Origin of the sequence: Saccharibacillus sp. CPCC 101409 (assembly GCF_030518235.1) — a bacterium.
GTDB lineage: Bacteria > Bacillota > Bacilli > Paenibacillales > Paenibacillaceae > Saccharibacillus.
Window position 1 is genome coordinate 21,576 of the sequence record NZ_JAULSA010000012.1, and the last position, 21,166, is coordinate 42,741.

Here is a 21,166-nt window from a genome sequence, read left to right on the forward strand (position 1 = left end):
GTCCCTAACGGGTAAACATAAAGCAGCGAGTATGGAGAGGAGCTGGAGATTCAACCCATGAGAAAAGTCAAAGTAGCCGCAACGCAGATGAGCTGCACCTGGGACATCGACGACAATATCCGCAAAGCCGAAGCGCTGGTACGCAAAGCGGCGGGAGAAGGCGCGCAGGTGATCCTGCTGCAGGAGCTGTTCGAAACCCCGTATTTCTGCCAGAAAGAAAAAGCGGAGTACTACCAGTACGCGACCGAGCTCGAAACGAATAAAGCGATCCATCATTTCAAACAGATCGCCAAAGAACTGGAAGTCGTACTGCCGATCAGCTTTTACGAAAAGAAAAACTATGCCCGCTACAACGCGCTCGCCATGATCGACGCCGACGGCGAAGTGCTGGGAACCTACCGCAAAAGCCATATCCCGGACGGACCGGGTTACGAAGAAAAGTTTTATTTCAATCCGGGCGATACCGGCTTCAAAGTCTGGAATACCCGCTACGGCAAGATCGGCGTCGGCATCTGCTGGGATCAGTGGTACCCGGAAGCCGCCCGCGCCATGGCGCTGATGGGCGCCGAGATCCTGCTGTACCCGACCGCCATCGGCTCCGAGCCGCAGGACAGCTCGATCGATTCCAAAGATCACTGGCAGGCCTGCATGCTGGGGCACGCCGGCTCCAACCTGATTCCGGTTATCGCCTCGAACCGCATCGGAGCGGAGAGCGACGAAGACTCGTCGATCAACTTCTACGGTTCGTCGTTTATCGCCGGCCCCCGCGGCAGCAAACTCGCCGAAGCGAGCCGCGACCGAGAAGAAATCCTGACCGCCGAATTCGACCTCGACCAGCTCGAGATCGACCGCATCGAATGGGGCGTATTCCGCGACCGCAGACCCGAACTCTACGGCGTCCTCGCCACCTACGACGGCGAACGCAAGATGCAGCAGTAAGGTTCGAATTTCGGGCGTCAATAATGTGCTCTAAAGAATTTCATAGTTTCATCGGCATAATAAGCAATAGGTTTACAAGATTAAATGTGCTTGAACATCAGCAAAAGCCCGTCCTGATTATGGACGGGCTTTTTTTTATTCATTCCTACACACGGCAGGCGTCAGGGCGGAGGGGAACTTCGTGAAAGAGCGTTAGCGTTCGCCTTTGCAATCGGGAAGCCTCCTACTTAACATCATCAAAGCTTCCCGATTGCAACACGCGACTGTAACGAAGTTCCCCGGAGCCCCTCCAAACACGCCTGCTGCCTGCCTACCCCTCCAACCACACCCGCAGCAAAGAAATCAGCTGCTCCGAGTCGGCCGGCTTGGTCAGATAATCCGAAGCGCCGGAAGCCAGGGACGCTTCGCGCTCCTCGGACATCGCGCCCGCCGTCAGCGCGATGATCGGCAGTTCATGCCGGGAAGGTTCTTCCCGGATCGCGCTCATCGCGTCGTAGCCGTTCATGACCGGCATCATAATATCCATCAGCACAAGGTCGATCGATTCTCCCTCGGGCCCGAGCACCTGCTCGACGGCTTCGCGGCCGTTTTCGGCTTCAAGTACGAGCATCCCACGTTTTTCCAGCAAATGCTTGAGTCCGTATACGCTGCGCTGATCGTCGTCCGCAATCAATACCGTCCGGCCGCGCAGAACGTCGAATTTCGATCCTTTTTCGTCCGCAGGCATTTCCCGCCCGGACTGCCGCGCATCGGAAGCCGGCGTACCGGCTTCCAGAACCGCCGATTCCGGGAGCTCCGTATTCTCGGGTTCCGCCAGGCCGTCCGATTCCGCGATCGGCGGCAGATAAAGCGTAAAGACGCTGCCCGTTCCTTCCTCGCTCTCCAGCGTCAGGCAGCCGCCGAGCAGCCTGGCAAACTCCCGGCAGATGGACAGACCCAGGCCGGTGCCCCCGTACATGCGCTCCGTGCTGCCGTCCGCCTGGCGGAAAGCTTCGAAGATGATCTCACGTTTGTTTTCCGCAATTCCGATCCCCGTATCGCGGACCGTGACCGCGATCGCTTTTCCCTGCGACGCCGTTCCCGGAATCGAGCAGGGGATATCGGCGGCGTCGACGATTTTCAGCGAGCAGGTGATTTTGCCCTGCTGGGTGAACTTAAACGCGTTGGACAGCAGGTTTTTGACGATTTGCTGCAGCCGCTTGCCGTCGGTATAGAAGAATTCCGGCACATTTTCGGCGACCTGCACTTCGAAATCGAGATTTTTCTGCTTGGCGATCGCGTCGAAGCCGTAATGGACCAGTTCCCGGAAATCGTGCAGCGATACCGCTTCGCGGCTTACTTCGAGCATGCCGGCTTCGACTTTGGACAGATCGAGCACGTCGTTGACGATGTCGAGCAGATCCTGACCGGAACGGTGGATGATCTCGGCGTAGCTCCGGCCTTCCGTTTCGGCGTCTTCCGGATTCTCGGCGATCAGCTGCGACAGAATCAGGATGCTGTTGAGCGGCGTACGCAGTTCGTGCGACATATTCGCCAGGAATTCCGATTTGTACTGGGAGGAGCGGCGGAGTTCTTCCGCGTTCAGTTCAAGCTCGTGCTGGGCTTCCATCAGCTCGCGCCGGCTGCGTTCGGCTTCGGAGTACTGCTGTTTGAGCCGGTCGTTGACGGAACGCAGTTCTTCCTGCTGGGTTTGCAGTTCTTCGGTCAGCGTCTGCGCGCCTTTGAGCAGCCGGTCGACTTCCATACGTCCGGTGACGCTTTGCAGCGCGATGCCGAGCGTAGAGCGGACCTGCTCCAGCAGCTGGCGGTGCAGCGGGGCGAACGGTTGAAGCGCGGACAATTCCACGACCGCTTCGACCCGGTCTTCCGCGTCGACCGGAAGGACCCAGATTTGCTTCGGGCGGTAGATGCCGATTCCCGCTCTCAGCTGCGCTTCGGAATGCGTGTCGTCCGGCACGTCGATCAGGATCTCCCGGCCGTCCAGCGCGGCCTGTCCGATCAGGCCTTCGCCGATGCGAAAAGCTTCTTTCGTATTCAGCGCGCCGTCTCCGGCATAAGCCGCGATGCGTACGAACCGTTCTTCGCCGTCGCATTTTTCACGAATATAGAACAGGGCGGAAGAGGCGCGCACGGCGGGAGCGATCACCGAAAGAAAGGTCCGCGCAAGCGCTTCTTGTCCCGTTACCTGCTGGTAGAGCAGGGCGAGTTCGCTGAGCTGCGTCTGCAGCCAGTTGTTGTCTTCGATCTTCTGGTTGAACTCGCTGACCCGGCGGTTGTGGTCCTCCAGCGCATCGATCATATGGTTGTAGCCGCGGGCGATGTTGCCGATCTCGTCGTTCGTCTGAACGTCGAGGCGGGGCATTTCTTCGACCGCGCCCGGATCGAAGCGGTCCATCACGTCCGTAACGCGCCGCAGGCTGCTGCCGGTGCCCCGGATCACCCAGACCGCGCAGGCGACGCCGATCAGGATGATCGCCAGGGCCGAGACCGCGCTGATTGTCAGCATCCGGTTGAACAGCAGATCCGCGTCTTCGCGCGCCCGCTCCATTTTCTCTTCCTGCATCGCCGTATATTCGCTGAGGTTGCGCAGCAGATTGGTCCGGATGTCCTGCGCTTCTTCCACGAACAGCACCGACGCCGCGTCGTTGTCTCCGCGATCGAGCGCGCTGTTGACTTCGTCCACCACGCTCATATAGCGGTCGAGCCCCTGCTGGATCGAATCCAGCAGCTTCTGGCTCGTATCGCCGCCGATATGCAGCTGCAAATAAGACAAATGACTGTAAGCGTTTTGACTCCGGCTGCGGATTTGATTCACGTGATTTATCGACTTTTGCGGATCGTTTTCGTTAATCAGATAACCCAGTTCGCTGTCGAGGTAGGAGAAATTGTTGCGAAACGACGCGGAGCGGCTCACTTTGTCGTAGCGTTCGTCGGTGATTTCCGCCAGATTTTGCCTGACGCCGTCGAGCATGGCCGCCAGGATAAACAGCAGGATCATCAGCGCGAACAAAATAATGCCGAAACCGAGCAGTTGTTTTTTTCGGTAACTCATCATGAGTTTTCCTGCTTTCTTGATCGATTTGTAAAGCGCATATCCTACTCGTTGTTTACCTTAAAGCCGCGGGATTGAAGCAATGCGAAATAGCGGACGCAGCTGGAAAGAAGCCGTTTGCAAACGCAAAGAGAAGATATACAAAACGCGCCGAAACGTGTTACAATATTCACAATTGAAGATTTACTAATTTGAACGGTGAAAGGAGGTGAATCCTCTTGCTGGATCTGCAGGATTTACTCCCTTATTTATTGTCGATCAGCCTGCTGGTCGTTCTGCGTTATTTGTATCTGCTGTTTTTATACGGTAAGCTCGGCCCTATTTGGTTCGAAGAAGGCTTTTACGATGCCAACCTGTTTTTTCTTCCGATCCCGTCTTCCTGCCGCCGCGGTTCTCCGCTGCATTTGAGCCGATTGGTCCGGCGCCGCGAAGCGCCCGACGATGACGGCGGCGACTGCTTCTCCTCCTTTGACGACGTTTATTTCAACGATCAACGAGGAGGAGCAGTATGGAAAACGCAAAAGGATTCATTTTTAAATCGGCAAAAGGGAAGTTTCTCGCTCTAACGGCAATTCTGGGCCTGATGGCGCTGCTGTCGGGATGCGGCGTGCAGAACGGTGAAATCACCAGTTCCACGCCGGGCTTTTTCAATCATTACGTCGTATTCCCGATCTCTTATCTGATTCAGCATCTGGCCCAGTGGACCGGCGGCAGCTACGGCATCGGGATTATCCTGATTACGCTGATCGTGCGGCTGGTACTGTTCCCGCTGATGCTTCGTCAGACGCGCTCGCAGCAGCAGATGAAAGCCAAGATGAACGTGATGCAGCCGCATCTCGACGCTTTGAAAAAGAAATACGAAGACAAGAAAGACGCCGCCGAGCAGCAGAAGATGCAGCAGGAGATGATGGCGCTCTACAAAGAGCATAATTTCAACCCGCTGAATATCGGCTGCCTGCCCATGCTGATCCAGCTGCCGATTCTGTCGGGGCTGTACACCGCGATTCGCCTGACGCCGGAGCTGTCCACGCACTCGTTCCTGTGGTTCAAGCTCGGTCAGCCGGATTGGATACTTGCGATTCTGGTCGCGGTCATTTATCTAGTCCAGGCCAAAGTGTCGCAGTACAGCATGACGCCGGAGCAGCGCAAGCAGATGGCGATCATGGCTTACATTTCGCCGCTGATGATGCTGTTCTTCTCGTTTAGCGCTCCATCCGCCATGCCGCTGTACTGGACGGTGAGCGGTACGTTCCTGCTGGCGCAAACGCTGCTGTTCCGTAAAATGTACCCCGCAGCGCCGGCCCTGGACGCCGCGCCCGTGGACACGAAGCCTTCCAAACCGGTCAAACCGGCGAAGGCTTGATCAGACGCAAGCGGGCGGCTGTCGGAATATTCGAATAAATGAAGACTCGTCCCGCCCGCTTTCGCCAGGCTTTTGCCTGCGGAGCGGGCTTTTTCGTTTAGGGCGTGTACGCAAACTCCGAAGGAAGCAGATTGAGCTGAATTTTCGTTCTCATCAAGGAACTTTTCCGAAGGCGTGCCGGGGCACGTCAAGGGAACGTGACGCCGAGGAGGGCGAAAAGGCAGCTAAAGATGCACGTCGCTGAGTTTGCGTACACGGCCTAGATTTGTGTAAAAAGACGCACAGGCCTTTCTTCGGCATAGGGATATAATGGAAGTGGATTTCAATGTGAAAAGACCGGCCGTAATCAAAGCGAGTTTGCTTGGAAAAGGGGGAATAGGCAATGAGCGTGATCAAGTCGAATCCATTCGATACGGAGGAAACGGGCAGCCGGCAGGGAATCGGAAAAGCGAGCGAAGCGAAACTTTTGCAGGTGGAAGGCGAAGCGGTCGAAGTCGAGCGGGCGGTCACGCAGCGGGGAGAACTCAAGCTCCAGCGGCGCGGCGAACATTACGAACTGATTAGCGGCGGTTCTTTCTTGATGGCCACGTATAACGGCGAGTCGGAAAGACTGCTCGTCAGCGCCGCGCTGGACGTCTGCCGAACCGATTCGGCGCACGTGCTGATCGGCGGACTCGGCGTCGGCTATTCGCTGGCGGAAGCGGTGCGGCATCCCCGCTGCGGACTGGCGACCGTTATCGAGATCGAGGACAAAGTCATCGAGTGGAACCGGCGGTTTCTGCACGTTTACTCGAATGACGCGATCTTCCATCCGCGGGCCCGGGTGATCTGCGCCGATCTGCTGGAGTGGATATCGGAGAGCGAGGAAGCGGGCGAGCGGTACAATGCGATCTGCCTGGATATCGACAACGGCCCGGACTGGACGGTGTTCGAATCGAACGCGGCGCTGTACGGGGACGGCGGCCTGGATACGTTGTACCGTCTGCTGGCGCCGGGCGGCGCGCTGTCGTTCTGGAGCGCATCGCGCTCGCCCGAACTGCTGCTGCGGCTGGAGCGCAAGTTCGGACAAGCGGAGGAGATTGCGGGAGCAAAGCCGGAGCGGGGGGAACCGGATTATGTGTATGTGGGGCGGAAAAGGGAATATAGACAAAGTTGCTGCTTCGCTGTTGACCGCCTGCCGACTGCAAGCACGTCTATCGAGCCGGGCAATGATGCAAATCCGCAACAAATTTAGATGATTTTCTTGGTTTTGCTGCCAATGCTGCATATCGGCACTATTTTTTGCGGTATGTCGTCCAAATAAGCGTATGGGGCGGATCATGCCGCTTTTTTGATGCCGATTTGCAACAATGCTCTCTATATGTTATCCGTAGTGCTTATTTTGTTGCGGATATGCACAAATAAGATAGGCGCCGATTTCTAGAATGTTGTAAATGCCGTGCTTTGAAGCGTGTAACCGACCGTATATTTACCTTCCGCGCCTCGAACGGGAGCAAACAAGCCGCGTTCGCACAGCAGGCGCATAATCTTGACAGAGGCTCGATAGTTCAACCCGAATTGTTTGCGCAGATCGGTCGGGCGGATCGGCCGTCCCAATGTGCAGGCCAGACGAACAATCGAGAATTCGCCGATATGTTCGTTGGAAGATTCGGTTTCGTTTGTCCGCAGCGTTTTTTGAAATCGGGCCATTACCATTCGCAGCAGGGTGATGCACAGCTCCGGCCGATGAGCGACATCGTCGTAAGCGAAAGAAATAACATGAAATCCCATAGCGCTCAAGAACGTTTCCCGGTTTAGTTCGGTGCAGAATTTACGGCGATCCATGTCTTGAATGTGTGAACCGAAGCCTTTGATCTCGATTACAATCTTGGCGCCGGCGGCAATCCAAACGAAATCGCAAAAGTAACGCAGCCCGCGCCAGTCCAACACTTCGTACTCCGGGTGCAGGTGATCGAAATTTCCTCTAAGCGGCCACCAGACATTCATGCAGAACAGCCGCTCCGCTTCCCGGTGTCCCCGTGCCAATCTGTCCCTGCGTTCACCCGTTCGTCCGGCGAGATGCCGAGCGATAAAAGCGTCGTGAGCTTGAATAAATTCCATTTTAAATTCTCCTTTTCATTTCGCCTAAAACCAAAAAACGCCCCGGCCGCATTCGGAAGAATGGGCGGGACGTGCTTCGTCTCGGATCGTGATTAAGTTGAAAAATACGGTTGGCAAATTTGCTTTTTGCCGACGACTGGCGCTAAACTTGCTTCCTGCCTATTATAACCGAAAGCCGCTCCCGCAGCCAGCGGAGAATCACCCGGCGCTTAACGCGCCGACGCTTCGCTCCGGCTTGCCGCCCGCATAAAGTTATCGATAATGCGGTGGCCGATCCGGCCGCCGGCGGTCAGCAGCGATTCGGGGTGGAACTGCACGGCGTAGACCGGCAGCTCGCGATGGCGGACGCCCATCACGACGCCGTCTTCGGAGCGGGCGGTTACTTCCAGGCAGTCGGGCATATGTTCGGCGTACAGCGAGTGGTAGCGGCCGACTTTAAAAGGCTCGTCGATGCCTGCGAACAGCGGGCAGCCCGCGGACGTTTCGACCGTCGCCGGCTTGCCGTGCTGCGGCACGTCGAGAATGCCCAGGCTGCCGCCGTAGTACTCGACGATCCCTTGCAGGCCGAGGCAGACGCCGAACAGGGGCAGTTCGCGCCCCAGCGCGAGTTCCAGCACCTCGCGCATGCGGAAATCGTCCGGCCGGCCCGGGCCCGGAGACAGCACGACGCCGTCGAATTCTTCGCCGCCGCGCAGCGTCCGCAGCGCGGACGGCGTGCGCTGGACGAGCACGTCCGCGCCCGTCTCCTTGAAGTAACCGGCCAGCGTATGCACGAACGAATCTTCGTGATCGACGAACAGCAGGCGCTTGCCAGCGCCGGGTTTGGCATTTGCGTCCGTGTCTATGCCGTCCGCATCGGATGCGCCGCCATCCGCCGCGGCAGCCTGGCCGCCGCGCACCGCTTTGACGAGCGCCGCGCCTTTGGTCAGCGTTTCTTCTTCTTCCTCGGCCGGAACCGAATCGTAGAGCAGGGTCGCGCCGACGCGGATCTCGGCGACGCCGCCTTTGATGCGGATCGTGCGCAGCGTGAGACCGGTATTGAGCGAGCCGTCGAAGCTGTAATAGCCGACCGCGCCGCCGTACCAGTCGCGCGGCGAATCCTCGTGGTTCTCGATCCACTGGATCGCCGCTTTTTTCGGCGCGCCGGTTACGGTTACGGCCCACATATGCGTCATAAACGCGTCGAGCGCGTCGTAGCCGTCGCGCAGCGTGCCTTCCACATGGTCGACGGTGTGGAACAGATGCGAATACGTTTCGATCTGCCGGTGGCCGATCACATTGACCGAGCCCGGTTCGCAAACGCGCGATTTGTCGTTGCGGTCCACGTCCGTGCACATATTCAATTCCGCTTCGTCTTTGCGCGAATTGAGCAGCCTGCGGATCTGCTCCGCGTCTTCGATCGGCGAGGCGCCCCGCTTGATCGTGCCCGAGATCGGGCAGGTTTCCATCCGCTTGCCTTCGACGCGGACATACATCTCCGGCGACGAACCGACCAGATGCTCGGTGCCGAGATTGACGATAAAGCCGTACGGGCTTGGATTGATCTCGCTCAGCCGCCGGAATACGGCGGACGGCGCGTCCGGGCACGGCTCGTACAGGGTCTGCGTCGGCACGACTTCGAACAGGTTGCCGACCTTGAACTGCTCGATCGCGGTATCGACCAGCTTCGCGTAGCGGCCCGGCACATAGGCCGGCAGTTCGCCGGCGGAAGCAATGCGGCTGCGCAGGGAGGCGGCGTTAAGCGTCTCGGGCGTGCCGCGATCCAGTCCCTCGGTGGAGCGGCCTTCGAACGCAAAGTCGTAGCTCAGCCGGTAGGCCTGGCCGAGCTGGCGGTCGACGACGGTAATCTCGTCGGGCAGGTACAGCACGATATCCGGACGCTCCAGCGTGCGTTCGTGCTTGAGCGGCATCGGCTCGAACTGGAATACCAGGTCGTAGCCGAACCCGCCGTACAGGCCGAGCTGGGAATCTTCCGGCGATTCCAGCGCGTCCTTGATACTGCGAATCAGCGTGAAGATCGACGGCCGGCGCGTACGGTCTTCTTCGGACAGCAGTTCTTCCTCGTCTTCGCGGCGCAGCACGGAACCGGAAATCAGCCCGCCGGTCGTCCGCTGCAGCGCAAACACGGGATCGGCGGACAAATGGCCGAACAGAAAATCGAGCAGCGGCAGGCCGCGCTCGTTCAGCGCCTGGATCTCGAACCGCCCTCTCGACGAACGAAGTTCGATCGGCGGGTTCAGAAAACCGACGTCCCATCTCGAATAACGGCCTGGAAATTCGTAGCCGCTCGTAAACAGGGCGCCTCTGCGATTGTCGATTCCGGCAAGGATGGGATTGACCGCCTCCGACGGATCGAGAGGGGTAAGGCGACGGGTGATGTCAAGATGGCCTCGGGTCGCATACTGCGCCGTCTGCGGCGAAAGGGTAGCATGAAATTTCACGTTTTCTCCTCCTTGGTAATGGAGAGAAAAGAGAAAGAAAGTGATGGATATGTCGTTGGAAAAAGGGGACTCGGCTCCGCTCAACTTTGCTCTGCTCTAGTCTCTGCTCAGGCTCTTCTGCTTGGGGCGATACTCTCGGTAAAGCATGCGGACTCTTCCGCGGGCGTCCGGCTCTCCGGACTTACCGCAAATCATACCGGGTCGGCAGGGTCGTTGTCAACGCCGGATCTTGTCAAAGCGATATCGGTATGATCCTCACCGGCAGTACAGTCGATATCGCGATGCTGAAATATGCGGTACGGCCGGCTGCTCAAAGAAAGCGCGGTTGTCCGGGAGTCCGGCAACGCCTGGGCCGAACTCGTCGATCCGGCTTCCCGGGTTGTCGTCGGCCGTGCGATGATCGAACCGTCCGCGGCTTCGGCCGTGTCCGGAATACCCGGAAAAAGGAAAAAGCCGCGAATGAGCCGCCGAGTGCAGATGCGGCGCCGCGGCACAACCCATAGAAAGCGCAAAAACGGCTGCCCGGAAAGGCGGCCGTTTTTCTTTTGGCAAAATGCGAAAAGAGGCTTGTATCGGGTAAAAGAAAAGAATAAAATAAACATATGAACAATTGCTCATATGTTTATGGGAAGAAGGGATAAAGAATGAATTCGAAAGAACCGCACCGGCATTCTTCCGGACAAAACGGCCGTCACGGTCATGAACACGACCGCGAACATTCGCACAGCCGCGGATCGGGCGGACACACCCATCGGCACGGTCACGGCCATAACCACTCGCATACGCACGGCGCCAACAAAAAAGCGCTCAAGCTGTCCTTTTTCCTGATCGCTTCTTATATGATCGTGGAAGTGATCGGAGGCTTGATGACGAACAGCCTGGCGCTGCTGTCGGACGCGGGTCATATGCTGAGCGACGCGGCCGCGCTGGGATTCAGCCTGCTCGCGATGATCTGGGGCGAACGCAGCGCCAGTAGCGCCAAGACTTACGGCTATAAACGATTTGAAGTCCTGGCCGCTTTCCTGAACGGAATCGCGCTGCTCGCGATCTCGCTTTACATTTTCTATGAAGCGTTTCGGCGTTTCTCCGATCCGCCCGGCGTCATGAGTTCGGGCATGCTGACAATCGCGGTGATCGGCCTGTTGGTGAACGTAGCCGCCGCCTGGATCCTGATGAAAGGCGATACGTCGGAGAATCTGAATATCCGCAGCGCTTTTCTGCATGTGATCGGCGATCTGCTCGGCTCCGTCGGGGCGATCGCCGCGGCGCTGCTGATTATGGCGTTCGGCTGGAATCTGGCCGACCCGATCGCGAGCGTGATCGTCGCGGTGCTGGTGCTGCTCAGCGCTTACCGGATCACGCGGGACTCGGTGCATATCCTGATGGAAGGGACGCCGTCCGGAATCGACGCGGAAGAGATTCGCGCGCAGCTTTCCGATATCGAAGGCGTCCGCGGCGTGCACGATCTGCATATCTGGTCGCTGTCCTCGGACGTTCCGCTCCTGAGCGGACACCTCGCGCTCGAACAGACCGAATCGGGACCGCGGGTTATGCGCGAGGCGCGCCGGCTGTTGACCGAAGAGTTCGGCATCGGGCATATTACGATTCAGCTCGACCCGCCCGGAGAAGAATGCCGGGTCGGCGAAGAAAGCTGCCGCAGTTTTTTCGTTCATTGAAAGATAGGGCTGTACAAACAAAAAAAGAAGCACCCGGCAAAGGGAACTTCTTTGTAACCGACTTTGTTTTTGCCGCGCCGATGGAAACACCCGCGTCCGATCAGCCGTGCCGCAGATGCTGGAGCGTCTGCGCAAAGATTTCTTCCACATGGCGGTCGTCGAGCGAATAGAATACCGTTTTGCCGACTTTGCGGCGTTTGACGATGCGCGTATTGCGCAGATAACGCAATTGGTGCGAGACCGCCGACTGAGTCATATCGAGCACGATGCACAGGTCGTGGACGCACAGTTCTTTTTGCAGCAGGGCATAGATCAGCCTGACCCGCGTGGGATCGCCGAGCGCTTTGAACAGTTCGGCCATATCGATAGCGGTGGAATCGTCCACAAAATTTTCTTTGATACGGACCAGCGTTTCCCGGGGAGCCGCGCTGTCCGCGCCGTCGTGACCGCATTCGTCTATCGTTTCTTCGCGTAACGCTTCCTGCTTCACGCTTCATCACCTTCCCGTATCCGTCGTGCTTCCATTATACCAAAAATCGTTGGCGTTACGAATAGGCAATTTTTTGCTGCGAGATTGGAGACCGACCTTTAAAGCTTTGACTTCCGGAAAAAGGAGGGCTATAATCGAACTAACACATGAATATATGCTCATATATAATTCGTAACTTTTTCGAATAAAACGGCGGCCGGATACGGCCCAGGCGTCTGGAGAAAGATAAGGAGGAATCGCAATGGGAACCGCAGCGGGAACCGTGAAACGGGAATGGGTGCTGGACGGGCTGGACTGCGCCAACTGCGCGCTCAAGATCGAAAACAGCGTGCAGAAGATGGAGGGCGTCTCCGCCTGTTCGCTGAATTTCGTAAATAAAACCCTTACCTTCGAAGCCGATACGGAGCAGGGAGACGAAGTGGCTTCCAAAGCGGCGGGCACGATCAAGAAGCTGGAGCCGCATGTGCAGATCCGGGTCAAAGGAACGCGCGAAGCGGTCGATTCCGAGGGTCGGGTGGTCGTTTCGGCCGCCGTCCAGGCGGATCATGCCCGCGCCTCGGATGCACACGAGCACGGCGATCGCGAAGATCACGGACATGCCGGTCACGATCATGCGGGACACGATCACGCCGGTCATTCGCACGCTCACGGCGGCGGTCTGGACAAGAAACTGATCGCCAGACTCGCGGTCGGAGCGGTGCTGACGGCGGCCGGAATGCTTGCCCCGCTGAACGGTCCGGCCGAGCTGGCGCTGTTCCTGATCGCGTATCTGCTGGTCGGCGGCGACGTCGCGTTGCAGGCGGCTAAGAATATCGCGCGCGGGCAGGTATTCGACGAATACTTCCTGATGTCGGCAGCGACAATCGGCGCGTTTGCAATCGGGCAGTATCCGGAAGGCGTCGCCGTTATGCTGTTCTATCAGGTGGGCGAGCTGTTCCAGAGCCTGGCGGTCAACCGGTCGAGAAAATCGATCACCTCGCTGCTCAATATCCGCCCGGACTATGCGAATCTCAAATCCGGCGAAGAAACGCGGCGGGTGAAGCCGGATTCCGTCGAAGTCGGCCAGACCATTCTGGTGCGCCCGGGCGAAAAAGTACCGTTGGACGGCAAAGTAACGGACGGCTCGTCGATGGTCGACACGTCCGCGCTGACCGGCGAATCGGTACCGCGCGGCGTCAAAGCCGGCGACGAAGTGCTTGGCGGATTTATCAATAAAAACGGCGTCCTGACCGTCGAAGTGACGCGCGCGTTCGGCGAATCGTCCGTCGCGAAGATTCTCGAACTGGTCGAGAACGCTTCGGGCCGCAAAGCGCCGACCGAGAACTTTATCAGCAAGTTTGCGCGCGGTTATACGCCGGTAGTGGTCATTACGGCGCTGCTGCTGGCGGTCGTGCCGCCGCTTGCGATCGACGGAGCGCAGTTCTCCGACTGGATCTACCGGGCGCTGATCTTCCTCGTCATCTCCTGTCCGTGCGCGCTGGTCGTTTCGATCCCGCTCGGTTTCTTCGGCGGTATCGGCGCGGCTTCGAGGCAGGGCGTGCTGGTTAAGGGAGGCAATTATCTGGAAGCGCTGAACGGCGTCAAGATCGTGGTCTTCGACAAGACCGGCACGCTGACCAAAGGCAGCTTCAAAGTCACGGATGTGCGTCCGGCGGAAGGATTCGGCCGCGAGCAGCTGCTTGAAACGGCGGCTTACGCCGAACTGCACTCCGGCCACCCGATCGCCGATTCGATCCGCGAAGCCTACGGCGTCGCGCTGAGCGAGCCGCGCGTGAACGATTACGAAGAGATTTCCGGTCACGGCATTCGCGCCCGCATCGACGGACGGACGGTGCTGGCCGGCAACGCCAAACTGATGACCGCCGAAGGCATCGCGTTCGGCGAAGAAAGCGATGTGGGCACGGTCGTCCATATCGCGGTAGACGGACGCTATGCCGGACGGATCGTAATCGCCGACGAAGTGAAAGAAGATTCGGCGGAAGCGATCCGCGCCCTGAAGCGGCTCGGTATTCGCCGGACGGTCATGCTGACCGGCGACTCGCAGATCGTCGGCGAAGCGGTCGGCCGGCAGCTAGGACTCGACGAAGTGCATGCCGGGCTGCTGCCGGAGCATAAGGTCGAGCAGATCGAGCGGTTGGACCGAGATAAAGCGCCGAAAGAAAAAATTCTGTTCGTCGGCGACGGCATCAACGATACGCCGGTGCTGGCCCGCGCCGATATCGGCGTCGCGATGGGCGGCCTCGGTTCCGACGCGGCGATCGAAGCGGCCGATGTGGTCATCATGACCGACGAGCCGTCGAAGCTCGTTACGGCGATCGGGATCGCCAAGCGCACGCGCCGCATCGTGTGGCAGAATATCTGGTTCGCGCTCGGCGTCAAAGCCGTGTTCCTGATCCTTGGAGCTTTCGGCATCGCGACCATGTGGGAAGCGGTTTTCTCCGATGTCGGCGTAACCGTGATCGCGGTGCTGAACGCGATGCGCGTGCTGCGCTCCGAACCCAAGCTGCCCGCCGGCAAACAGACGCCTTCCGCGGCGCAGAACTAACGGCGGCTTCGAACTGGAAAAAGAACCAAGAACCGTTCCAACCGGAACGGTTCTTCAGGCTATCGAGAAAGCCGGGTATTGTTCCAAACGGAAAATAGCGGCACAGGTACACTTATTTGGGGCGAAATCCTTCGATTTCTCTAAATAGCGACGCAGGTGCAGCTATTCGGGGCCCAAAGGCCGAATCGAAGCGTAAAAGCTCGAAATAGATGTATGAGTGCAGTTATTTGCTCGAAAACGTAAAAGAAAGCCGGAATAAGGGCCTATACGCAGCTAGTTGGATTCTTCTTGCCGCTGGCTTTATTTCTCCAGCCCTTTCCCGACCTTTCCTTCCAATCGAACCCGCCTAAATTAGGTTTATATCCAATCGTTTCTCGACAATCCGAAGAACCGTTCCGTCCGGAACGGTTCTTTTTTTATGCGCCCGTGTTCGTTTTCTCGGCTGGATGTTTTTTACTGGAATTTTTCCGGCGGGGCCGATAAGATGGCGTTAACTTTCTTGATGTAGCGTTCTCATCCCATAATAAGGTAAAGTGAAGCTATCACCGGAAATCCATCTTGGATATGGAGGCGAGAGTATGCAGGATCTTCGCTGTGCGTATCACCGGGATCGTCCGGCCCGGCACCAATGCAGACGTTGCGGGCGGATGCTGTGCGACGAGTGCTGCGACCCGCAGCTGCACGTGTGCAAATTCGGGGCGTGCGCGGAAGAAGGCGCGCATTCGGCGCCGCGCTTCTCGGACCGGGGGCAACGAAATCCGCGGGACCCGTACAACGGGAATCGTCAGGGCAATGCGATGAACACCGGCTGCCGGATCGCTCTTTCGATCCTTGCGGTCATCGGCGGGCTGTTTCTGCTGCTGGTCGCGATCTGCGGCGGCATGATCTTTTTTAACTATTGAGCCGTTTGAACGAAAGGCTTTATACCGGCCGGTTTGCAGCCGGTTTCCCGATCATCCCATTGAAAAGAAAGGAGGCAGGCTGTGCAATTCCCCGTCTATATCCATCTCGGTCCGTGGAGTATTCATCCGCATGTCTTGTTCGAGGCGCTGTCTTACTTTATCGGGTTTCGCGTGTATTTGTGGACGCGGCGGCCCAGTTCGATGCCGAAGCTGACCAGTCTGCAAATTCTGGCCGGGACGATTCTGGGCGCCGCGCTGGGAGCCAAGCTGCTGTACTGGCTGGAAGATCCGTCGGCGACCTGGGAGCAGCTTCGGCAGGGGAATTTGTTATGGGGCGGCAAAACGATCGTGGGCGACTGCTCGGCGGCTTGATCGGCGTGGAGCTGGTCAAGAAACTGGCCGGCTGGAAATCTTCCACCGGCGACGACTTCGTGTATCCGCTGATCGTCGGCATGGTGCTGGGGCGGATCGGCTGCTTCCTGACCGGTCTCGAAGACCATACATACGGAGTCGCCACGACCTGGATCACCGGCGTGGACTTCGGCGACGGAGTCATGCGCCATCCGGCGCAGCTGTACGAGATCTTCGTGCTCCTGCTGCTCGGAGGGCTGCTGTTCCCGCTGTACCGCAAAAGCCGGGACGCTGCCGCAGTCTCTGCGGGCTACGTGCCGGGCCGGATGTTCCAGTGGTTTATGGGCGGCTATCTGCTTTTTCGTTTTGTTATCGAGTTTATCAAACCGACCCCGCATCCGTATCTGGGGCTCAACAATATTCAGCTGGCCTGCATCGCGGGGCTGATCTACTACGCCTGGCTGCTGCTGCGGCGGGGCGCGGGTGGAAGCCGGCTGCCGGCGGGCGCCGAAGCGGCGGGTTGACACAGCCGAAGACGGCCAAGCATCCAACAAAGGAGTGTCGCAATCATGCCGAATCGTCCTTATCTGTACCACGAACTGACCAACAGCATCTGCACGACCTGCTACCGCAAAGTGGAAGCCAAGATCCTCGAAGAAGACGGGCGCATGTACATGGTCAAAAGATGCCTGGTGCACGGACCCGAAAAGGTGCTGATTTCCACCGACGTCGATTACTATAAAAAAACGCGCGAATTCATCAAAGCGTCGGAAATGCCGCTGCAGTGGAACACGCCGATCAAGTATGGCTGTCCGTACGACTGCGGGCTGTGTCCCGATCACGAGCAGCACAGCTGCCTGACGCTGCTGGAGATCACCGACCACTGCAACCTGAAATGCCCGATCTGCTTCGCGGAATCTTCGCCGCACCGCACGTCGTACCGCTCGATGGAACAGATCGAATTTATGCTGGACCGGATTATCGCCAACGAAGGGGAAGCGGATATCGTCCAGATCAGCGGCGGCGAGCCGACGACGCATCCGCAGTTCTTCGACATTCTCGATCTGTGCCGCACCAAGCCGATCCAGCATATCATGGTTAACACGAACGGCATCCGCATCGCGCAGGACCGGGAATTCACGAAGCGTCTGGCGTCGTACATGCCGGGCTTCGAAATCTATTTGCAGTTCGACAGCTTCGAAGCCGACGTGCTCAAAGAGCTGCGCGGGGCGGACCTGCGCCGTATCCGCGAAGACGCGATCCGGCATCTGAACGAGTTCAACCTGTCCACCACGCTCGTCGTGACGCTCAAGAAAGGGCTGAACGACGCCGAAGTCGGCAGGATCATTCAATACGGGCTGGAACAGCCCGCGGTGCGCGGCGTCACGATTCAGCCGATCCAGGCGGCGGGCCGGCTCGAAGGCTACGACCCGGCGACCGACCGGCTGACGGTCAGCGAAGTGCGGCAGATGATTATCGACCAGTCGGGCATATTCGAACCCGACGATATTCTGCCGGTTCCGTGCCATCCGGACTGTCTGGCGATGGGTTATGCGCTGAAGCTGGGCAGCGAGGTTCTTCCGCTGACGAGAATGATCGAGCCGGAGGTGCTGCTCGAAGGAGACAGCAATACGATTGTCTTCGAACAGGACCCGGTGATCCGCGGCAAGCTGTTCGAGCTGCTGTCTACCGGACATTCGCCGATTTCTTCGGCGCTGTCGCTCAAAAGCCTGCTGTGCTGCCTGCCGCTTGCCGCGGTGCCGGAGCAGATCACGTACGATAATGTATTCCGCATTATCATTATGCAGTTTCTCGACGCGCACAACTTCGATGTGCGCTCGGTGAAGAAATCCTGCGTGCATATCGCGCACCCGGACGGCCGGATCATTCCGTTCGATACGTACAACCTGTTCTACCGCGACGACAAAGAAAAGCTGCTGGAAGAACGCAAAGCGGAAATCGCGACCGCCTGGGATTGACCGGCCCTGCACTTTCTCCTGCTTTTCCGACATACAAAAAGCCCGCCGGCACGCCTCCTTCGAGGAACGTGCCGGCGGGCTTTTCCGGCGTGTGCTTGTTCGGGCCGAGCCGCGAGCTACAATACGTTTTTGGCCGCCTGTACGGCCGCGGCGCCTTCCGCGCGTTCGCGATGCGTAAGCCGGCGGTGCGCGGCCAGCAGAAACGGCAGCCCGCAAAGCGTAATCAGCGCCAGCGGCGCGAAGACGGCAAAGCCGCTTTGCAGCGCGAACCGGTCGAGCAGCAGGCCGCCGACGACCGGCGCGGCGACGCTGCCGAGATTGTTGAACCCGATCGTGCCGAAATAGGTCCCTTTCCAGGCTTCCGGCGCGATGCGGTCGATCAGCACGTCCATCATGGTGAACATCAGCACTTCGCCGACGGTAAAGATAAACACGCCGACCAGGAACATCGCGATGCCCTGCGCCAGACCGAACAGCAGCAGCGAGACGGACACGAGCGCGCAGCCCAGAATGAGCGGCACCACCGGACGGAAGCGGCTGACCGTTTTCACAACCGGATACTGCACGATCAGGACGACGGCCGCGTTCATGGCGAGCATGTACGAGAACAGCTCGCGGCCGTTCGCGATCCGCGGCGTCAGCGTCAGGTACTGGGCCAGCGTCGAGCTGAAATGGCCGTAGCCCATTACGCAGAAAGTCGTCCCGATCAGCACCGGCAGAAAAATGCGGTCGCGTCCCGTGACGGCAAACGCTTCGCGAATTTTGGGCGCGGCGGCGTTCTTCGCGGTTTGCAGCACGCTGCGATGCGCGGCGAACTGGGCAACCAGCACCAGGCCGTACAGGATGTACACGACTCCCGCGACGGCAAACGGCGCCGTCGACTGCGCGGAACCGAGCCGCAGCCCGAGAATCGGCCCGAATACGACGCCGATATTGATCGCCGCATAGCGCAGGTTGAACACCAGCAGCTTGCGCTCCGGCGGCGTCGTATCCGACAGCAGCGCGCGCGAAGCCGGTTCGAACACCGAGCGGCACAGTCCGTTCAGCACATTGACGACGAAGAACATCCAGATCTCGCTTGCCGCCGCGAAGCCGAAGAACACGGCCGCCCAGCAGAAAACGGAGACGAGCATCACCTTTTTACGCCCGATCCGGTCGGAGATATACCCGCCGTAGAAGCTGATCGAGACGCCCGCGAGCGAGCTTGCGGCCACGATCAAGCCGGTTTGCACAGACGAGACGCCGAGCGTGCCCGTCAAATAGATCGCGAGAAACGGAATGCTCATCGAAGTCACGAGCCGGCCGAACATCGTCCCGACGATAATCGTCCAGGCCATGGGGTGAATACTTTTGAACGCTTTTGGAATCACGGGCCTTACACTCCTTGTCGTCAACTGTCGTCATTGTACCGGGAGAAAAGGAGAAGAAAAAGGGTAAGAAAAGATTTGCTTTTTTCACCTTTTATATGTTCGAATAAGAGCATAAAGTCGTTGCTGCGCGAAAGGAGTGAGGCCCATGGACAGCGGAATGCTGCATTATCTGCAGATTTATAAGGGGCTGAGGGAAGAGACAAACGCAGAAGGTACCGTTTCGGTCACGATCGCGAAGCTGTCGGAACTGCTTTTTTGCACGCCGCGGAATGTCAAATTTGTGCTGCGGCGTCTCGAAGAGAAAGGCTGGATACGCTGGACGCCGGGACGCGGGAGGGGCAACGGGTCGGTGCTCGCTTTTCTCCGTCCAATCGGCGAAGTGCTGGAGATGAAAGTGGACGAGCTGCTCGAAAACGGCCGTATGAGCGAAGCGCTCGATCTGATCGCGGACGCCCAGGTCGGCGAGACGCTTAAACGGAAGCTGTGGATGCGGGTAAATGTGCATCTGGGACTTCGCAGCGAACCGGAAGAGTCGTCCACCCGCGATGTGCTGCAAATGATCCGTGGCCAGCGGTTGGAAAACGTGGACCCGGCTTTCGCTCACACCGTTTTCGAAGTGTATATCTTGGGCCAGCTGTTCGATACGCTTGTCGATTACGATACGGCGTCCGAACGTTTTTTGCCCAAACTGGCCCACCGCTGGGAAAGCAGCGCCGACCGAACGCGCTGGACCTTTTATTTGCGAAAAGGGATTCGGTTCCATGACGGTCGGCTGCTGACGTCGCGCGACGTTCGATCGACGCTGCATCGCCTGCGCCGCAAAAACTCGCCCGCGATCAAGCTGTTCGAGGACGTGGAAGACGCGGAGACCTTCGGCGATTACGTCGTCGTGTTCCGGTTGTCGCGTCCCAACGCTTTTTTTCTGCACTTGGCCGGCTGTTTGTATCTGGCTGTGCTTCCGGCCGACGAGAAAGAAGGCCTGCCGATCGGCAGCGGGCCGTTTCGCATCGGCAAGCTTGAGACCAGCAAACTGACATTGAACGCTTTCGACGGTTATTTCGGGTATCGTCCGCTGATCGATCGTGTGGACGTCTGGTTTTTGCCCGGGATCGCGCAGGAAAGCAGGACCTACCACCTGTCGGATCAAGACGACGTGGAAGACAGCAAAGAGCTGAACAAACCCGGAATGGGCTGCCGATACCTGATTTTCAATTTTCGCAAGCCGGGCATCCAGCACCAATCCGAGTTTCGAAAAGCGATTCGTATTCTGTACGACCGGCAGGCGATCGTCAATGAGCTGGGCGGCAGCCTGATCGAACCGGCCGCGGGATTTTTGCCTTCGCGCAGCAAACGCTCCTCGATTCCGCCCTGCTCCCTCGAAGAAGCGGCGGAGCGGCTTGGACGCAGCGGCTACGAAGGACAAACGCTGCAAATCGTGTTTATGGACCGCAAGCAGGAAAGACTCGAAGCGCAGTGGCTGAAGGATCGCGCGAGTCTGATCGGTCTTGAACTGGAGCTCTGCCCGCAGGAGGTTTCGCTGGCCAGAACGGAAGACGATTCCGGTGAACTGGCGCTGGCGACGGAAATGCTGGAGGACGATTGGGAGCTCGAACTGCTGAACTTCTTTTTGAACACAGGCACTTATCTGAACCGCAAGCTCGACGATGCGCGCTTGAATCGGCTGCATGAAATGTTCGACGGATTCATGGGCAAAGAAAAAGAAGGGCGCGCCGAAGTATTCGAACGGGCCCAGTCTTTGCTGGAAAAAGAAAATTGGCTGCTGTACGGAACTCACATCAATCATCGCGGTTATTTCAACCGGAATCTGTACGGGCTGCGCATGGACGCGCTGGGCTTTCCGAACCTGTCCCGGTTGTGGGTCAAAAGCGGCCGTGCGGGAGGAAAGGATTGAACCTTGGCTTCTTGGGACGTATGCTTAAAGCATAGACGGCAGGCAG

17 protein-coding genes are annotated in these 21,166 nt (G+C 58.3%); 11 read left to right on the forward strand and 6 right to left on the reverse strand.

The features are described 5' to 3' along the window. Positions 1-57: 57 nt before the first annotated feature. On the forward strand, positions 58-939 hold the full coding sequence (gene aguB / locus QWJ34_RS20585) for an N-carbamoylputrescine amidase (RefSeq protein WP_302730769.1): 882 nt from the start codon (positions 58-60) through the stop codon (positions 937-939). A 310-nt stretch (positions 940-1,249) separates the two neighbouring features. Here the strand turns inward: aguB and QWJ34_RS20590 are convergent, their stop codons facing one another. Then, positions 1,250-3,991 carry an ATP-binding protein gene (locus QWJ34_RS20590; protein ID WP_302730771.1) on the reverse strand — a complete coding sequence of 914 codons (2,742 nt, stop codon included), beginning with the start codon at positions 3,989-3,991 and terminating at the stop codon, positions 1,250-1,252. 218 nt (positions 3,992-4,209) lie between these two features. Here QWJ34_RS20590 and QWJ34_RS20595 point away from each other — a divergent pair, with 218 nt between their 5' ends. The 3 genes from QWJ34_RS20595 to QWJ34_RS20605 all read left to right on the forward strand — a co-directional run bounded on the left by QWJ34_RS20595 (position 4,210) and on the right by QWJ34_RS20605 (position 6,588). Further along, a complete protein-coding gene (locus QWJ34_RS20595) occupies positions 4,210-4,557 on the forward strand; it encodes a hypothetical protein (RefSeq protein WP_302730773.1) in 348 nt (115 codons plus the stop codon). Further along, positions 4,500-5,354: a membrane protein insertase YidC gene (gene yidC, locus QWJ34_RS20600; protein WP_302730775.1), complete on the forward strand. Its 855-nt coding sequence runs from the start codon at positions 4,500-4,502 to the stop codon at positions 5,352-5,354. Before QWJ34_RS20595 ends, yidC begins: the two co-directional genes overlap by 58 nt. A 382-nt stretch (positions 5,355-5,736) precedes the next feature. Further along, positions 5,737-6,588, forward strand: a complete 852-nt coding sequence (locus QWJ34_RS20605) for a spermidine synthase (protein ID WP_302730776.1) — start codon at positions 5,737-5,739, stop codon at positions 6,586-6,588. Between the two features lie 185 nt (positions 6,589-6,773). On the opposite strand, the gene QWJ34_RS20610 is transcribed toward QWJ34_RS20605, so the two are convergent. From QWJ34_RS20610 to QWJ34_RS20620, 3 genes are all read right to left on the reverse strand, one after another. Next, positions 6,774-7,454 carry a DUF559 domain-containing protein gene (locus QWJ34_RS20610; RefSeq protein ID WP_302730777.1) on the reverse strand — a complete coding sequence of 227 codons (681 nt, stop codon included), beginning with the start codon at positions 7,452-7,454 and terminating at the stop codon, positions 6,774-6,776. Positions 7,455-7,663: 209 nt separating this feature from the next. Continuing rightward, positions 7,664-9,895 carry an anthranilate synthase component I gene (locus QWJ34_RS20615; protein ID WP_302730779.1) on the reverse strand — a complete coding sequence of 744 codons (2,232 nt, stop codon included), beginning with the start codon at positions 9,893-9,895 and terminating at the stop codon, positions 7,664-7,666. A 191-nt stretch (positions 9,896-10,086) separates the two neighbouring features. Beyond that, a complete protein-coding gene (locus tag QWJ34_RS20620; RefSeq protein WP_302730781.1) occupies positions 10,087-10,497 on the reverse strand; it encodes a hypothetical protein in 411 nt (136 codons plus the stop codon). Positions 10,498-10,539: 42 nt separating this feature from the next. Between QWJ34_RS20620 and QWJ34_RS20625 the strand changes: the two genes are divergently transcribed. Further along, complete coding sequence (locus QWJ34_RS20625) at positions 10,540-11,571, forward strand: cation diffusion facilitator family transporter (RefSeq protein ID WP_302730782.1); 1,032 nt, start codon at positions 10,540-10,542, stop codon at positions 11,569-11,571. Between the two features lie 100 nt (positions 11,572-11,671). On the opposite strand, the gene QWJ34_RS20630 is transcribed toward QWJ34_RS20625, so the two are convergent. After that, on the reverse strand, positions 11,672-11,980 hold the full coding sequence (locus QWJ34_RS20630) for an ArsR/SmtB family transcription factor (protein WP_302730953.1): 309 nt from the start codon (positions 11,978-11,980) through the stop codon (positions 11,672-11,674). A gap of 322 nt (positions 11,981-12,302) precedes the next feature. On the opposite strand from QWJ34_RS20630, the gene QWJ34_RS20635 reads away from it, so the two are divergent. The 5 genes from QWJ34_RS20635 to QWJ34_RS20655 all read left to right on the forward strand — a co-directional run bounded on the left by QWJ34_RS20635 (position 12,303) and on the right by QWJ34_RS20655 (position 17,838). Then, entirely contained in the window at positions 12,303-14,606 is a 2,304-nt protein-coding gene (locus tag QWJ34_RS20635) for a heavy metal translocating P-type ATPase (RefSeq protein WP_302730784.1), read from the forward strand. Between the two features lie 578 nt (positions 14,607-15,184). Then, positions 15,185-15,508 carry an FYVE zinc finger domain-containing protein gene (locus QWJ34_RS20640; protein WP_302730786.1) on the forward strand — a complete coding sequence of 108 codons (324 nt, stop codon included), beginning with the start codon at positions 15,185-15,187 and terminating at the stop codon, positions 15,506-15,508. 81 nt (positions 15,509-15,589) lie between these two features. Next, a complete protein-coding gene (locus QWJ34_RS20645; protein WP_302730788.1) occupies positions 15,590-15,880 on the forward strand; it encodes a hypothetical protein in 291 nt (96 codons plus the stop codon). Then, on the forward strand, positions 15,838-16,383 hold the full coding sequence (locus QWJ34_RS20650; RefSeq protein WP_302730790.1) for a prolipoprotein diacylglyceryl transferase: 546 nt from the start codon (positions 15,838-15,840) through the stop codon (positions 16,381-16,383). The genes QWJ34_RS20645 and QWJ34_RS20650 overlap by 43 nt, the downstream gene beginning before the upstream one ends. A gap of 45 nt (positions 16,384-16,428) precedes the next feature. Then, complete coding sequence (locus QWJ34_RS20655; RefSeq protein WP_302730791.1) at positions 16,429-17,838, forward strand: radical SAM protein; 1,410 nt, start codon at positions 16,429-16,431, stop codon at positions 17,836-17,838. A 116-nt stretch (positions 17,839-17,954) separates the two neighbouring features. Here the strand turns inward: QWJ34_RS20655 and QWJ34_RS20660 are convergent, their stop codons facing one another. Beyond that, positions 17,955-19,205, reverse strand: a complete 1,251-nt coding sequence (locus tag QWJ34_RS20660) for an MDR family MFS transporter (protein ID WP_483314295.1) — start codon at positions 19,203-19,205, stop codon at positions 17,955-17,957. 148 nt (positions 19,206-19,353) lie between these two features. On the opposite strand from QWJ34_RS20660, the gene QWJ34_RS20665 reads away from it, so the two are divergent. Further along, positions 19,354-21,120, forward strand: a complete 1,767-nt coding sequence (locus tag QWJ34_RS20665; RefSeq protein WP_302730792.1) for an ABC transporter substrate-binding protein — start codon at positions 19,354-19,356, stop codon at positions 21,118-21,120. The last annotated feature ends 46 nt before the right edge of the window (positions 21,121-21,166 follow it).

Bases quoted from the DNA above. Each gene is read 5' to 3' on its own strand.
- aguB (WP_302730769.1), top strand. From the start codon at position 58: ATGAGAAAAGTCAAAGTAGCCGCAACGCAGATGAGCTGCACCTGGGAC.
- QWJ34_RS20590 (WP_302730771.1), bottom strand. From the start codon at position 3,991: ATGAGTTACCGAAAAAAACAACTGCTCGGTTTCGGCATTATTTTGTTC.
- yidC (WP_302730775.1), top strand. From the start codon at position 4,500: ATGGAAAACGCAAAAGGATTCATTTTTAAATCGGCAAAAGGGAAGTTT.
- QWJ34_RS20605 (WP_302730776.1), top strand. From the start codon at position 5,737: ATGAGCGTGATCAAGTCGAATCCATTCGATACGGAGGAAACGGGCAGC.
- QWJ34_RS20610 (WP_302730777.1), bottom strand. From the start codon at position 7,454: ATGGAATTTATTCAAGCTCACGACGCTTTTATCGCTCGGCATCTCGCC.
- QWJ34_RS20620 (WP_302730781.1), bottom strand. From the start codon at position 10,497: ATGTTTATTTTATTCTTTTCTTTTACCCGATACAAGCCTCTTTTCGCA.
- QWJ34_RS20625 (WP_302730782.1), top strand. From the start codon at position 10,540: ATGAATTCGAAAGAACCGCACCGGCATTCTTCCGGACAAAACGGCCGT.
- QWJ34_RS20635 (WP_302730784.1), top strand. From the start codon at position 12,303: ATGGGAACCGCAGCGGGAACCGTGAAACGGGAATGGGTGCTGGACGGG.
- QWJ34_RS20640 (WP_302730786.1), top strand. From the start codon at position 15,185: ATGCAGGATCTTCGCTGTGCGTATCACCGGGATCGTCCGGCCCGGCAC.
- QWJ34_RS20650 (WP_302730790.1), top strand. From the start codon at position 15,838: ATGGGGCGGCAAAACGATCGTGGGCGACTGCTCGGCGGCTTGATCGGC.
- QWJ34_RS20655 (WP_302730791.1), top strand. From the start codon at position 16,429: ATGCCGAATCGTCCTTATCTGTACCACGAACTGACCAACAGCATCTGC.
- QWJ34_RS20665 (WP_302730792.1), top strand. From the start codon at position 19,354: ATGGACAGCGGAATGCTGCATTATCTGCAGATTTATAAGGGGCTGAGG.